Source organism: Chitinimonas naiadis, assembly GCF_054780835.1.
The window spans coordinates 111,361-123,756 of sequence record NZ_BAAGVO010000005.1 but is presented as its reverse complement, the minus strand read 5'-3'; the positions used below and the strand labels follow the sequence as shown (position 1 = coordinate 123,756).

At 63.1% G+C, this 12,396-nt stretch carries 15 protein-coding genes; 7 read left to right on the top strand and 8 right to left on the bottom strand.

The features are described 5' to 3' along the window. Nucleotides 1-130 precede the first annotated feature (130 nt). Nucleotides 131-619, top strand: a complete 489-nt coding sequence (locus ACYVHK_RS16470) for a GNAT family N-acetyltransferase (protein WP_460534306.1) — start codon at nt 131-133, stop codon at nt 617-619. Between the two features lie 36 nt (nt 620-655). On the opposite strand, the gene ACYVHK_RS16465 is transcribed toward ACYVHK_RS16470, so the two are convergent. Together ACYVHK_RS16465 and ACYVHK_RS16460 are read right to left on the bottom strand one after the other, a co-directional pair. Continuing rightward, entirely contained in the window at nt 656-1,234 is a 579-nt protein-coding gene (locus tag ACYVHK_RS16465; RefSeq protein ID WP_460534304.1) for a YqiA/YcfP family alpha/beta fold hydrolase, read from the bottom strand. Between the two features lie 120 nt (nt 1,235-1,354). Continuing rightward, nucleotides 1,355-1,654 carry an STAS domain-containing protein gene (locus tag ACYVHK_RS16460; protein ID WP_460534302.1) on the bottom strand — a complete coding sequence of 100 codons (300 nt, stop codon included), beginning with the start codon at nt 1,652-1,654 and terminating at the stop codon, nt 1,355-1,357. A gap of 116 nt (nt 1,655-1,770) precedes the next feature. On the opposite strand from ACYVHK_RS16460, the gene ACYVHK_RS16455 reads away from it, so the two are divergent. Further along, nucleotides 1,771-3,054: an AmpG family muropeptide MFS transporter gene (locus ACYVHK_RS16455; protein WP_460534300.1), complete on the top strand. Its 1,284-nt coding sequence runs from the start codon at nt 1,771-1,773 to the stop codon at nt 3,052-3,054. Here the strand turns inward: ACYVHK_RS16455 and ACYVHK_RS16450 are convergent. Then, nucleotides 3,036-3,806 carry an exodeoxyribonuclease III gene (locus ACYVHK_RS16450; protein ID WP_460534298.1) on the bottom strand — a complete coding sequence of 257 codons (771 nt, stop codon included), beginning with the start codon at nt 3,804-3,806 and terminating at the stop codon, nt 3,036-3,038. The two genes, ACYVHK_RS16455 and ACYVHK_RS16450, sit on opposite strands and share 19 nt — an antisense overlap. Before the next feature lie 81 nt (nt 3,807-3,887). On the opposite strand from ACYVHK_RS16450, the gene pyrE reads away from it, so the two are divergent. Then, nucleotides 3,888-4,529 carry an orotate phosphoribosyltransferase gene (gene pyrE / locus ACYVHK_RS16445; RefSeq protein WP_460534296.1) on the top strand — a complete coding sequence of 214 codons (642 nt, stop codon included), beginning with the start codon at nt 3,888-3,890 and terminating at the stop codon, nt 4,527-4,529. 9 nt (nt 4,530-4,538) lie between these two features. Continuing rightward, nucleotides 4,539-5,165, top strand: a complete 627-nt coding sequence (locus ACYVHK_RS16440) for a DUF4124 domain-containing protein (RefSeq protein WP_460534294.1) — start codon at nt 4,539-4,541, stop codon at nt 5,163-5,165. A 107-nt stretch (nt 5,166-5,272) separates the two neighbouring features. Here the strand turns inward: ACYVHK_RS16440 and ACYVHK_RS16435 are convergent, their stop codons facing one another. Continuing rightward, complete coding sequence (locus ACYVHK_RS16435) at nt 5,273-6,013, bottom strand: DUF4386 domain-containing protein (protein WP_460534292.1); 741 nt, start codon at nt 6,011-6,013, stop codon at nt 5,273-5,275. A 350-nt stretch (nt 6,014-6,363) separates the two neighbouring features. Here ACYVHK_RS16435 and ACYVHK_RS16430 point away from each other — a divergent pair, with 350 nt between their 5' ends. Further along, the gene (locus tag ACYVHK_RS16430) at nt 6,364-7,095 is read left to right on the top strand and encodes a substrate-binding periplasmic protein (protein ID WP_460534290.1); all 732 of its coding nucleotides are present in this window, start codon (nt 6,364-6,366) and stop codon (nt 7,093-7,095) included. Nucleotides 7,096-7,207: 112 nt separating this feature from the next. After that, nucleotides 7,208-8,737, top strand: coding sequence for a methyl-accepting chemotaxis protein (locus tag ACYVHK_RS16425; protein WP_460534288.1), 1,530 nt, complete (start codon nt 7,208-7,210; stop codon nt 8,735-8,737). 76 nt (nt 8,738-8,813) lie between these two features. On the opposite strand, the gene ACYVHK_RS16420 is transcribed toward ACYVHK_RS16425, so the two are convergent. Beyond that, nucleotides 8,814-9,455: a hypothetical protein gene (locus tag ACYVHK_RS16420; RefSeq protein ID WP_460534286.1), complete on the bottom strand. Its 642-nt coding sequence runs from the start codon at nt 9,453-9,455 to the stop codon at nt 8,814-8,816. Nucleotides 9,456-9,466: 11 nt separating this feature from the next. Continuing rightward, nucleotides 9,467-10,432: a 5'/3'-nucleotidase SurE gene (locus tag ACYVHK_RS16415; protein ID WP_460534284.1), complete on the bottom strand. Its 966-nt coding sequence runs from the start codon at nt 10,430-10,432 to the stop codon at nt 9,467-9,469. A gap of 127 nt (nt 10,433-10,559) precedes the next feature. On the opposite strand from ACYVHK_RS16415, the gene ACYVHK_RS16410 reads away from it, so the two are divergent. After that, nucleotides 10,560-11,192: a TetR/AcrR family transcriptional regulator gene (locus ACYVHK_RS16410; RefSeq protein ID WP_460534282.1), complete on the top strand. Its 633-nt coding sequence runs from the start codon at nt 10,560-10,562 to the stop codon at nt 11,190-11,192. A 79-nt stretch (nt 11,193-11,271) separates the two neighbouring features. Here the strand turns inward: ACYVHK_RS16410 and ACYVHK_RS16405 are convergent, their stop codons facing one another. Beyond that, nucleotides 11,272-11,862 (bottom strand): Maf family protein, encoded by a 591-nt coding sequence (locus tag ACYVHK_RS16405; RefSeq protein WP_460534280.1) that lies wholly within the window; start codon nt 11,860-11,862, stop codon nt 11,272-11,274. A 66-nt stretch (nt 11,863-11,928) separates the two neighbouring features. Next, nucleotides 11,929-12,396, bottom strand: a complete 468-nt coding sequence (gene rlmH, locus ACYVHK_RS16400) for a 23S rRNA (pseudouridine(1915)-N(3))-methyltransferase RlmH (RefSeq protein ID WP_460534278.1) — start codon at nt 12,394-12,396, stop codon at nt 11,929-11,931.

Here is a 12,396-nt window from a genome sequence, read left to right as displayed (position 1 = left end):
AATGTAAATCCTCGTTTCGGATGGCCCAGTCCGTAGTACTTACCGAGATCTGTTGCTATCATTCGACCAATGCCATTGGCATAAGAAGTTAATAATATGGCGGGGGTGTTGCGGGCGTAGGAGGGTCTGGATGCAAAGTACGAGAAATCAGGCAAGGCTGCATTTGCCACTGACAGGCAAGGCGATGCACAGCTTTGTGAATACCGAGCCGGCGCGGCTCTACCCTTTGCTGGCGGCGCCGGGTTCGCCCGCGGCTGCGGGTTGGTATGGGGAAGAGCGCCTGGTGCGCTACGAGGGCGCTGTTCTGGTGGCTGAGAACGCCGGCTTCCGTCGGTATGTCTACGGACTTAATTGCATCGTCCGTGCCAGTGATGGCAGCTTGCAGGTGATAGACCCGGAGCACGCCACGTTTGGTCTTGCCGGGCTGGATGTGCGGCTGGCCAGCAAGCGACAGCGGCGCAATCTGGTTGAGCGCATCTACGTGATGCCTGAGGCGCGACGCCAGGGTATTGCGACCTCGTTGGTGCTGCTGGCCAAGCAGGACATGCCTGACTTGTCGCTCGACGGGAAGCTGACCGCCGACGGTGCGGCGCTATTCGGTTACCCATTCAAACACTGACACTTGCCACCGGCGGTGCCGGCCGGCGAGGTTGCATCAGTCTCCGGGCAGGCCTGCCCAGCGCATGACCTGCGGCAGCATGTCGGACCAGTGCTGGAAGCTGTGATCCCCTCCTTCAAAGACAGTCTGGCGTGCGCCCTGGTAGTACTGGAGTGCGTGGCGATAGTCGAGGGTTTCGTCGGCGGTCTCAAGCAGTAGCCAATAGCGTTCGGGCGACAGGGTGGCCGGCTCGAGCGCGATCAGTTCTTCCATATGGTGGTGCTGGAGTTCGTATTCTTCGCCGGTATAGAGGTTGCGTTGCGTGCCTTGCAGGCCGTCGAGCAGGCGGTAGGGGCGGACGGCCGGGTTGATCAGCGCTGCCTGGCAGCCGTAGCGCTCGGCCGCCCAGGTGGCGTAGAAACCGCCCAGCGAGCTACCGATGCAGGTGACTTCTGCGGGGTTCAGTTGATCCATGATGGCCGCTATCTGGGTGGCGGCGGCCTGCGGCGAGTAGGAGAGCGCGGGGCAGTGGAACTGGGCTTGCCAGCCATGCGTGGCCAGCCAGGTGCCGGTCTGTTGTGCCTTGATGGAGCGCGGGCTGCTGTTGAAGCCGTGCAGGTAGACGATGTGGTTCATGGGGGCCTGCTTGGGTATGGGGTGGGCGCGCGGGCTGGCGCGCTGCCCGGAGCACCGGCGGCACTCAGGACCCTTGGCGGCAAGGTGGCAACGGGATGCGGCAGAAAGCGCCGCAAACGGTCAGGAGAGTTCGAACAGGCGGCCGAAGTTGGCGACGTCCAGCACGGCGCGAACGGTGCCGCGGGTATTGGACAGGGCGATGGGACGCTGGGTCAGGCGCTCGCGCAAAAGCAGCAACATGCCGAGGGCGGCACTGTCCATGTAGTCCACGTTGGCAAAGTCGATCTCGACCGTGGTGATGTCCGCGCGGCCCAGGATCTGCTGGGTGGCTTCCTTGAAGGCACGATGGGCCTCGAAGGTGAAGTCGCCCGAGAGACCGATCAGTGCATGGCTGCCATTGATGCTGACGGTGGCTTCCATTGGCTTGTTTCCGTTATCTGTTTGCATTGAGTCTAGCCGAGGTTGGGAAAGGGGCGAGGTGTTTTTGTCCTGGCCTTTCCGTTAAGGTGGCGTCTTTGCTTGCAAGAGTCGTGCCGATGCTGACCAAACGCCCCGACTGGCTGGATGCCCTGCTCAACCGCCGGATGCTGATCTGCGTGTTCACCGGCTTCAGTTCCGGTTTGCCGCTGTATCTGCTGATCAACCTGTTGCCGGCGTGGTTGCGCTCCGAGCAGGTGGATCTGAAAGCTATCGGCCTGTTTGCGCTGATCCAGTTCCCCTACACCTGGAAGTTCTTGTGGTCGCCGTTGATCGATCGCTATGCGCCGGCTACCCGCCTGCTGGGCCGGCGACGCGGTTGGATGGCGCTGAGCCAGTTGGCGTTGGCGGCTTCCATTCCCTTGTTTGGCGGGTTCAGCCCGACGGCGGATATCGGCAGCATTGCGATGCTGGCGGTGGTGATCGCCTTGTTCTCGGCCACCCAGGATATCGTGCTGGATGCCTATCGCCGCGAGTTGCTGCCAGAGCTGGAGCTGGGGCTGGGCAATGCGGTGCATGTGAACGCCTACCGGATCGCCGGCCTGGTGCCGGGGTCACTGTCGCTGATCCTGGCGGATCACCTGCCCTGGAGCAGTGTGTTCACGATCACGGCCTTGTTCATGTTGCCGGGTGTGCTGGCAACCTTGTTGCTGGCACCGAATGCGGACACGGCGGCACCTGCGCCCAAGACGCTGGAGGAGGCGGTGGTGGCGCCGTTCAGGGAGTTCATCGGCCGCAAGGGCTGGTGGTCGGCGCTACAGATCCTGGCCTTTATCTTTTTGTACAAGCTGGGTGACAACATGGCGACGGCGCTGTCGACGCCGTTTTACCTGGACATGGGTTTCAGCAAGAGCGAGATCGGCCTGGTAGCCAAGCATGCCGGACTGTGGCCGGCGGTGATCGGCGGCATTCTGGGTGGGATCTGGATGGTGAAGCTGGGGATCAACCGGGCGTTGTGGTTGTTCGGCCTGGTGCAACTGGCGGCGATCCTGGGCTTCGCGGTATTGGCGCAGGTGGGGCACGACCTGTGGGTGCTGGCGGCGGTGATCAGCCTGGAATACTTCGGCGTTGGGCTGGGGACTGCGGCCTTCGTGGCCTATATCGCCCGCACCACCAACCCACGCTACACCGCGACGCAGCTGGCGCTGTTCACCAGCCTGGCAGCGGTGCCGCGCACGCTGGTAAACGCCAGCACCGGCTGGCTGGTGGAGCAGCTGGGCTGGACGTCGTTCTTTGGCTTGTGCTTTGTGCTGGGCCTGCCGGGCATGCTGTTGCTGCTGCGGGTTGCTCCCTGGAACGGCGAGCGTACGCAGGCGGCGCCTGATCAGGGCTTGAAGTCGTAGTCCGCGATCAGGGGGGCGTGATCGGAGAATTTCACGTCCTTGTAGATGCTGGCCGCGGTGGCCTTGGCGGCGATGCCGGGGGTGGCGATGTGGTAGTCGATGCGCCAGCCCACGTCCTTGGCATAGGCCTGGCCGCGATTGCTCCACCAGGTGTAGCCGGGGGCTTCCGGGTAGAGGGTACGCCAGACATCGACCCAGCCGACGCCGAACAGGGTGGTGAGCCAGGCGCGTTCCTCCGGCAGGAAGCCGGAGTTCTTGAGGTTGCCCTTCCAGTTTTTCAGGTCCAGCGGTGCGTGGGCGATGTTCCAGTCGCCACAGACGACGATCTCCCGCCCCTGGGCGAACAGTTCCTGCATGTGTGGCAGGAAACGATCGAGAAAGGCGAACTTGATGGTCTGGCGTTCTTCGCCACTGGAGCCGGAGGGCAGGTAGAGCGAGACCACCGAGAGGTTGCCGAAGTCGGCCTGCAGGTAGCGGCCTTCCATGTCGATGTCGGGGATGCCGAGACCGGTGACGACCCGGTCGGGCTCGACGCGGCTGTAGATGCCGACGCCGCTGTAGCCCTTTTTCTCGGCCGGATGGAAGTAGCCGTAGTAGCCCTCGGGAGCCAGCATCTCCTTGCTCATGTCGCCGAGCTGCGCTTTGAGCTCTTGCAGGCAGACCACGTCGGCGCCGGTACCTGGCAGCCAGTCGAAGAAGCCCTTGTTGGCGGCGGAGCGGATACCGTTGAGGTTGGCAGAAATAATACGCATGGCGGATGAGCGTTCAGGCGAAGGAAGAGGTGGAATGATATGCTATAAAGCCTCGCAATCCAGTATTCCAGGCCGCGTTATATGAGCACCTCCCGTACCGATTTCATTGCCTTTGCCGTTCAGCAGCAAGTGCTGCGTTTTGGCGAGTTCCAGACCAAGGCTGGCCGTCAGTCGCCGTATTTCTTCAATGCCGGGCTTTTTCATGACGGTGCCAGTATTGGCAAGCTGGCTGCGTTCTATGCTGAGACGGTGCTGGCATCGGGCGTGAGCTTCGACATGCTGTTCGGACCGGCCTACAAGGGCATCTCGCTGGCGGCGACGACGGCGGTGGCACTTGCCGAAAAAGGTCGCAATGTGCCGTTTTGTTTCAATCGCAAGGAAGCGAAGGACCATGGCGAAGGCGGTACCTTGATCGGTGCGCCGCTCAAGGGACGGGTGATGATCATTGACGATGTGATCTCGGCCGGAACCTCGGTGCGGGAATCGGTTGAGCTGATCCGCGCCCAGGGCGCAGAGCCTGCTGGCGTCTTGATTGCGCTGGACCGGCAGGAGCGTGGTCAGGGGGCGCAATCTGCGGTGCAGGAAGTGACCGCCCGCTATGGGATTCCGGTGGTGGCGATTGCCAATCTGACCGATTTGATTGCTTATTTGAATGGTCAGCCCGAGCTGGAACGTAATTTGCAGGCGGTTGAACGCTATCGCGCCGAATTCGGCGTTGCCTGAGGAGGCTACATGCTGCGCCCGTTGTTCCTGACCGTATTGCTGTTGGCAGCGCCCTTGATGGTGCAGGCGGGCGAACGCCTGTACAAATGGGTCGATGAAAACGGCAAGGTTCAGTACAGCGACAAACCACCGCTGCAGCAGAACACCAAGGGCATGACCGAGTTGAATCGGCAAGGCCAGGCGGTGCGGCAGTTCGAGGGGGTGTTGACGCCGGAGCAACGCACTGCCCGCGAGGCGGAGATAATGAAGCAGCGAGCCGAGGCGCAGAAGGCGGAAGATGGGCGCCGGCGCGACAAGGCCTTGATGAGCAGCTTCAACAAGACCAGCGAGATCGATGCGATCCGCGATCGCAATATCGAGCAGCTCAATGCCGGGATTCAGTCTGACCAAATTCGTCTGGGCGTCATCCGCAAGCGGATCGATGGTTTCGACAAGCAGGTGGAGCGGCTGAACAAGGCCAAGCGGCCGATACCGGATAATTTGCAGTCCGATATCAACGACGCCAATCAGGAGCTGAAGAAGATCACCGATCACATCGAGCAGCAAAAGGAGGAGATCGAGCAGACCAATCTCCGTGCAGATGCCGACAAGAAGCGGTTGATCGAGTTGCGCGGCGAGAGCGTGCGCAGCAAGTAAGCAGGACGAAAGCACAAAAAAGCCACCCAGCGGGTGGCTTTTTTGTTTTCAGGGCAGGGCGATGGTCAGGATCGCATAACGCTGTCAGGTGCAACTGGCCGGTGTGGTCACGACGCCGGTACCGAGGATTTGGCGCTTGCCTGCTGTTGCCATTGCGGGAGGTGTACGCCCTTGATGATCAGCCACAGGCTGAATGCCAGCTCGCCAACGAAGGCGGGCAGGAGGATGGCCGGGAACAGGGCGCTGGCCAGGGTCGGCGCCAGTAGCAGGGCGAAGCTGTTGATCAGGTAGCTCAGGCCGGCCAGTGCCAGGAGGATGCCCAGGATGTTGGGCAGGTAGGTGGCCCGGAAGACGAGGTAGCCCCGCACGAGGCAGGCGACACCGAAGAAGAGCAGGCCGATGCCAAAGCCAAAGCCATGCAGCTTGATGGCCAGGTAGGACAGGGCATGCAATTGTGCTGGCGTGAAAGCCTGCAGGTAGCTCGATGGTGCTGCCAGGAACAGGGGGATGAGCAGGTTGAGCTTGTTGGCGGCGAGGACGGCTGTCTGCATCAGGTTGATCCAGCTGGCCAGCAGAGCGAGCGGCTTGCTTACCGGCTTGAGCAGCAGGTAGAGGGCGACGATGACGGGTAGATCGCACAGTTGCATGCAGAGGTCTGCCACGATGCCGGCCCGCCAGAGCTGGGGTGCGGCGGCGATATGGCTTGCGGTTGCGGCGGCATCGCCGTAGATGACCAGTGTTCCCCTGACGTAGCTCTCGCCAAAGAGGCCCAGGGCGATGATGGCGAGATAGAAGAGGCCGGCGAGGCGCAGGTAGCGCGCGGGGGAACGTTCAAAATCGGTGGTCATGAGGCCGGGCATTCCATCCTGTTGGGTGGGCGCATGGTACATGGGCTGATGACCGGATGAGCTGCCGGGAGGGGGCGACGCGTGGCAGTGTCGTTTTCTCGCATGGCACGGGCAGCAAGGGCCTTGCTGCCCGCAGGAAAGGAGCATCCATTGCTGGTGCGCTTTTTATATTTCGCGTGTGAACCGATGGTTGTTACGGGAGGGATGGGCGAGGTGCCGCTGGCCTGCTGGCGAAGTGTCGAGCCATGAACTAAGGTCAAAAGCAGCTGTTGCTGCATACCAACCTTGTGCCTCAAAGCAAGGTGGGAGGGAGGGGAAGTGTTCATCCGTCAACCCAAAGGATCTCCCCGATGAAAGCGTCCATTCTGCGTATCGCCTTGATTGCAAGCGGGCTTGTGCTGGTGAGCGGTGCTGCTCACGCCCTGACCTTTACGACCGAGGACTATCCTCCATTCAATCTCAAGGGCAGCGACGGTAAGGTCGCCGGCATCTCTACCGAGATTGTTCAGGAAGCGCTCAAGCGGGCGGGCCTGACTGCGGGCATCGAGCTGCTGCCCTGGGAGCGGGCCCTCGACATGGCCAAGAAGCAAAGCGATGTGTGTGTTTTCTCGGCGGTGCGCAATGCTGAGCGCGAGAAGCTGTTCAAGTGGGTAGGCCCGCTGGTGGCCGATGATATTTCGCTGTTTGCCAAGGCGGACAGCAGCATCACGCTGGGCAGCGTGGCCGATGCCAAGAAGTACAAGATCGGTGCCTATAACGGCGATGCCTATGGCGACTTTGCCGAGAAGCAGGGATTGAAGCTGGAGCGCGTGCCCAATGATAACCAGAACCTGCCCAAGCTTGCTTCCGGCCGGATCGAGTTGTGGGTGGCCGGTGCCAAGAGCGGCCCCTACAAGGCATCCCGCGAGGGGAGTGGCATCAAGATCAAGCAGTTGATCACGATGGGTGACCCGAAGGACAGCCAGATGTATCTGGCCTGCAATCCTAGCATGCCGGAGGAGACCATCAAGAAGCTGAACGATGCGGTGGCGTCCATCCGTAAGGACGGGACGGCCGACAAGATCGGCAAGAAGTATCAGTAGTTCCCGGTGGGTGGCGCCGCTTGGCGCTACCTGCATCTGCAGGGTGGGTTGCACGGCGGGCTGTTGTCCGACAGCGCGCCGTGCGCGAAGAGTCTAAGCGCGGGAACGATCCATGAAATTCACCCAAAGCATCAGTGGGCGACTTAACGTCCTGTTTGTCGTGATCATCACCGTGGTGCTGGCGGTGCTGGGGGCGTACAACTATTTCGCCACCAAAGCGCGTCTGGAGCAGAAGCTGGCTGAAGAGTCGGGTGCGTTGGCGGCGCGGCTGTCGCTGAGCCTGCCGGCGGCGATCTGGAATTTCGACAAGACGCAGATCAGCCAGGTGCTGGAAGCCGAGATGGAGTCCGCCACCTTCAACGGCATCATGCTGCGCAACGGCAAGGATTTTCTGGCTGGCCGGGTGCGCGACGGTGAGGGCAAGGCCAAGCCTGCCACGGCTGATAGCAAGCTGAGCGGCGGGCTGCGTGAGGTGGAGCTGCAGTTCGACGACAGCGGTACCAAGAAGAAGGTGGCGACCGCCAGCATCTATATTGCCCATGACTCGGTCGATGCGGCCTTGCGCCAGAACGTGATGGTCCTGATCGTGCAGATTGTGGCGGTGGACGTGACCTTGCTGATTGCGTTGTCCTTGAGCCTGTCTGCCATCGTCCTGCGGCCGCTGAAACGCTTGAATACGGCTTTGCGCGAGATTGCCTCGGGCGAGGCGGATCTGACCCGGCGGCTGACCATCAGCGGCAAGGATGAGTTTGCCGATGTGTCGGAATCGTTCAATACCTTTATCGCCCGCTTGCAGGGGGTGATGAAGCAGGTGGCGGATGTGGCGCCACAGCTTGCGGCGGCAGCGGAGCAGACCAGCCGCATCATGGAGAGCAGCAGTGCCGGCATCCAGTTGCAGCAGCAACAGAGTGAGCGGGTGGTGCAGGCTGCGGGCGAACTGAGCCGGCAGGTGCATGAGATCTCGGTCAATACCGGGGCGGCGTCGTCTGCGGCCAATGATGCCGACATCGAGGCGGAGAAGGGTCAGTCGGTGGTCAGCGATGCGATCTGTACTATTGGTGAATCGGCCCAGGAGGTGGAGAACGCTGCCCGCGTGATTACCGAGCTTGCCAAGAACAGCGAGCGGATAGGCAGCGTGCTGGGCGTGATCAATGACATTGCCAAGCAGACCAATCTGCTGGCGCTCAATGCCGCTATTGAAGCGGCGCGGGCAGGTGAGGCAGGGCGTGGTTTTGCGGTGGTGGCCGACGAGGTGCGGACGTTGGCGAACCGTACCCATGATTCCACGACCGAGATCCAGCGTGCCATTACCGAGTTGCGCGAAGGTACCCAGCAGGCGGTGATGGTGATGAACAACGGCCGTGATCGTGCCGAGCAGGGGCTCAAGCGGGCGCGGGAGGCGGGGGAGGCGATCAAGCACCTGGCGGATTCGGCCCGCAAGATTGCCGAGATCAATGAGCAGATTGCCGAGTCGTCCAGCCAGCAGGATCAGGCGGTGACGGGTGTGACCGACAGTATCCGGGAAATCCAGAAGGTGGTCAGCGAAGCGGCCGAAGGGGCTAACCAGACCGCGATCTCGGCCGATGAGGTGGCGAGGTTGGCTATCCAGCTGCAGGTGACCGTGGAGCAGTTCAAGGTCTGATTGTGTAGCGCTTGTGCAAGTAGCAATACAAAAGGCCATCCGGTGCGGATGGCCTTTTGCTTGATGGCGGGGTGGTCTATTCGGCGTAGGCCCAGAGTTCGCTGAGCTGGCTGCCGTTGTCGAGTACCAGTCGCCAGCGTGCAGGTGCGTAGTCGCCGTCGGTGACCGCGATGCCCTGCAGGCTGGCAGGCAGGGCACCGCAGCCGGTGAGGTTGAGGCTCAGCTTGCGCACGCCGGGGAGCAGGGCATCGCCCAGGCTGCCGTTGATGGCGCAGCTGCTGCCTGCGTCGGCGCTCAGCTTGCCATCGGCGCCGAGCGTGAAGCCGACGCTGCCGCTTTGCAAGGGGACGGTGAAGTGGCCGGACAGGCTGCTGGCGTCGGCCGGGGTGAGGTCGACCGCCTTGCTTTGCAGCAGGCTGATGCTGACATCCGAGGTAGCGGCGGGGATACGTTGCCAAGCGGCGTTGCTGCTGCGCTTGTAGAGGGTGCTGGCCTGTTCGTCGGGGTTGTTGACGATCAGCAGGCGGGAACCGTCAGCCGCGCTGTAGTACTGCCCTATCGTTGGTGCCGCTTCGTCACCCAGGCTGACGAGGTAGCTGCCGGTGGGGAGGTCGTCCACTGCAACCTTGGGTGCCGCGACGGTGGGTTCGGTGTCTGAGCCGCCGCAGGCGGCGAGCAGGAGGGTGCCGGCCAGGCTGGCGATGACATATCGGGTCATGGTCGGCTTCCTTACTTCAGCAGATCGCGCAGGCGCAGACGCAGCCATTGCTGGGCTTGTGGCCGGGCTTCGTAGCCGACCTGCATGGCGGTAACGGTGATCTTGCCGGCCGCGTTGGCGGCGGCTTCGTTGTCGGCCTGGCTGGCCGTGGGGGCGTTGGCGGTGCCGAAGCTGATGCCCGGATAGGCGTAGGCGCCAAGCCCGTAGGCCTTGGCGACAGGGTCTTGCGACAGATCGGCGACGAAGCGGGGGCTGAGGCTGTTGTAGCTGCCAAAGCGGGTGAAGGTCCAGGGGAGGCTTGCGGAGGTGCCGGCATCGAACTTGGGGAAGTTGATGTTGAGGGTGACGCCGGTCGGCAGTAGCGGGCCACTGCCCTGGCGCTTTTGCAGGGCGATGATGAAGGCCTGGACCAGGCTGGCTACTTCGTTGTGGATGGCGCCGGCGGTGTTGTCTGCCTTGGTGCTGGTATCGGCACTGAAGGCCAGGGTGGGCAGGCCGCGGCCGGCGGCGATGATGGCGTTGCTGACGGTGCCGGAGCTGGTGACGATGCTGCCGACGTTCTGGCCTTCATTCGGGCCGGAGATGACGAGGTAGGGCGCCTTGCCCCAGCGTGCGGGGGCAAGGACGTCGAGGCCGTACAGCGTGGCCATGACCGGTGTGCCGTCGACGTAGTTGAAGTCGGCATTGCCGGGCTCCTTGCCGGCACCCGGCGAGCCAGCGGGGATGAGGCCGCCGCGACAGGCCTTGGTCAGCGGGGTAAGCGGGGTCAGGAAGTTCATGGAGGCGCCCTTGCCGCTTTGGTCCTGGCAGGGGGCGGAGACGATGACGTCGTGGCCGGCCGCCTTGAGCTTGGCGTACAGCGCGCGAAGATTGGCAGCGGCGACGCCGTCGTCGTTGGTCAGCAGGATGTTCAGGGCGAAAGAAGGGGATGCCAGGGCGGCAACGCTCAGGGTGAGTAGCAGACGGCTCAGTTTCACGGCCAGGTTCCTAGAGGTGGGAGAGAGGCCTGATCAAAACATACAAAAATGTATTTTTAGTGACGCCCGCCCCTCGGCCTCGCTTGAGGCGGCGGTTGGCAAGGTTGGCTGCGGTAGAATCCGCGCCATGAATGCTACCGGGCCGCGTGCCGCCAGAACGCGGCAGACTCTCCTCGATACCACCGGCCTTATCCTCTCCCGGGACGGCTATGCCGCTCTGAACGAGGAATACCTGTGCGCCCAAAGCGGCGTCAGCCGGGGTGCCTTGCGTTATCACTTTCCGGCGGGGCGGTATGACCTGCTGCCGGCTTTTGCGGCCGATGTGGTGGCGCAGCAGGCGGCGCGATTGGGGCCGCTAGGCTCGTTGCCGGCACGCGAACGGGTCTATCTGGTGCTGATGAGCATGCAGCACCGGCCGCCATCGGCGGCGACCGTTGCCCTGCTGGAGTTGTGGATGGCGGCGCGGGGCGACCAGAAACTGGCAGCTTTGCTGGCGCCGGTCATGGATCAGGCCATGGCGCAGATGATGGGGGGCGAGGTAGAGAGCGACCCGGAGCTACTGGCCCTGCGCTTTATCATCCATGGCGCAAGCCTGCATGCCTTTAGTGCGGACTTTTCTCCGGCCGGCATGCAGCAGGCCATTACCTGGTTGTTGCAGCGCCTGCCGCCACCGCCTGACCTAGCCGAGCGCCTGGCTGCGCTCAATGCCAAGCGCCAGGCTTTTGCGGAATCCCTAGCGAAGCCGGATGCATCGGGTTAGGGAGGGTTTGAACCACAAGTAATGGAAAAGGCCACCGATGGGTGGCCTTTTCGTTTGTGTGGCTGCTGCGTCGGGCGGGTTACCAGAGCGGGTAGCCGAATTGCCGTAGCAGGTCGCCGGTTTCGGTCAGCGGCAGGCCGACCACGCCGCTGAAACTGCCGGCAAGGGAATCGACCAGCAGGGCGCCGCGACCCTGGGCGCCGTAGCTGCCGGCCTTGTCCATGGGCTCGCCAGTGGCGACGTAGGCGAGGATGTCGGCTTCGTCGAGCTGGCGGAAGCGGACTTCGGTGGTGGAGACGATGGTCTCGGTCCGCTCGCCGTCGGTGATGGCGACGCCGGTGTAGACCTCATGAATGGTGCCGGACAGGGTGCGCAGCATGGCGCAGGCGTCGGCGGCGTCGACCGGTTTGCCGAGGATGCGGGTGCCGAGTGCGACGGTGGTATCAGCCGAGAGCAGCAGACGCTGTGGCAGACCCTGGGCGCGGTAGGTGGCGACGCCGGCGGCGGCCTTGGCGGCGGCGAGGCGGGCGACGTAGGCCTTGGGGTGCTCGCCGGGCAGCGGGGTCTCGTCGATCTCGCAGCGCACCAGCTCAAAGGGAACGCCGATCTGGGTCAGCAGTTCACGGCGGCGGGGGCTGGCGGAGGCGAGGTAGATGGCGGGTTTGGTCATGGGCGCGTGCAAGGTTCAGAGCCGGTCCTGTCCGCTACCCGGTCGGGCGACGGAGCCTGTGGCGTGTTATTCGCGGTGGTAGGGGTGGCCTTGGTTGATGGCGACGGCGCGGTAGAGCTGTTCGGCCAACAGTACCCGCACCATGCCGTGCGGCATGGTCAGCGCAGAGAGCTGGATCAGGTCGTCGGCCTGCTTCTTTACGTCGGCGTGCAGTCCGTCGGCACCGCCGATGACGAAGGCGACGTCACCGCCATCGCGGTGCCAGCCCTTGAGCTTATCGGCCAACCGCATGGTGGTCCAGGCGGCGCCGCGCTCGTCGAGGATGATCTTGCGGCAGCCCTGCGGGAGGGCAGCCAGGATGCGGTCACGCTCGGTTTCCATGGCTTTTTCGACGCTGGAACCCGAGCGCTGGCCTGGCTTGAGTTCGATCAGCTCGATACTCGCCTCGCGCGGCATGCGCTTGATGTACTCCTTGAAGCCCGCTTCCACCCAGTCCGGCATCTTGTGGCCGACCGCGATGATGTACAGCTTCAT

Bases quoted from the DNA above. Each gene is read 5' to 3' on its own strand.
- ACYVHK_RS16470 (WP_460534306.1), top strand. From the start codon at position 131: ATGCAAAGTACGAGAAATCAGGCAAGGCTGCATTTGCCACTGACAGGC.
- ACYVHK_RS16465 (WP_460534304.1), bottom strand. From the start codon at position 1,234: ATGAACCACATCGTCTACCTGCACGGCTTCAACAGCAGCCCGCGCTCC.
- ACYVHK_RS16460 (WP_460534302.1), bottom strand. From the start codon at position 1,654: ATGGAAGCCACCGTCAGCATCAATGGCAGCCATGCACTGATCGGTCTC.
- ACYVHK_RS16455 (WP_460534300.1), top strand. From the start codon at position 1,771: ATGCTGACCAAACGCCCCGACTGGCTGGATGCCCTGCTCAACCGCCGG.
- ACYVHK_RS16450 (WP_460534298.1), bottom strand. From the start codon at position 3,806: ATGCGTATTATTTCTGCCAACCTCAACGGTATCCGCTCCGCCGCCAAC.
- pyrE (WP_460534296.1), top strand. From the start codon at position 3,888: ATGAGCACCTCCCGTACCGATTTCATTGCCTTTGCCGTTCAGCAGCAA.
- ACYVHK_RS16440 (WP_460534294.1), top strand. From the start codon at position 4,539: ATGCTGCGCCCGTTGTTCCTGACCGTATTGCTGTTGGCAGCGCCCTTG.
- ACYVHK_RS16435 (WP_460534292.1), bottom strand. From the start codon at position 6,013: ATGACCACCGATTTTGAACGTTCCCCCGCGCGCTACCTGCGCCTCGCC.
- ACYVHK_RS16430 (WP_460534290.1), top strand. From the start codon at position 6,364: ATGAAAGCGTCCATTCTGCGTATCGCCTTGATTGCAAGCGGGCTTGTG.
- ACYVHK_RS16425 (WP_460534288.1), top strand. From the start codon at position 7,208: ATGAAATTCACCCAAAGCATCAGTGGGCGACTTAACGTCCTGTTTGTC.
- ACYVHK_RS16420 (WP_460534286.1), bottom strand. From the start codon at position 9,455: ATGACCCGATATGTCATCGCCAGCCTGGCCGGCACCCTCCTGCTCGCC.
- ACYVHK_RS16410 (WP_460534282.1), top strand. From the start codon at position 10,560: ATGAATGCTACCGGGCCGCGTGCCGCCAGAACGCGGCAGACTCTCCTC.
- ACYVHK_RS16405 (WP_460534280.1), bottom strand. From the start codon at position 11,862: ATGACCAAACCCGCCATCTACCTCGCCTCCGCCAGCCCCCGCCGCCGT.
- rlmH (WP_460534278.1), bottom strand. From the start codon at position 12,396: ATGAAGCTGTACATCATCGCGGTCGGCCACAAGATGCCGGACTGGGTG.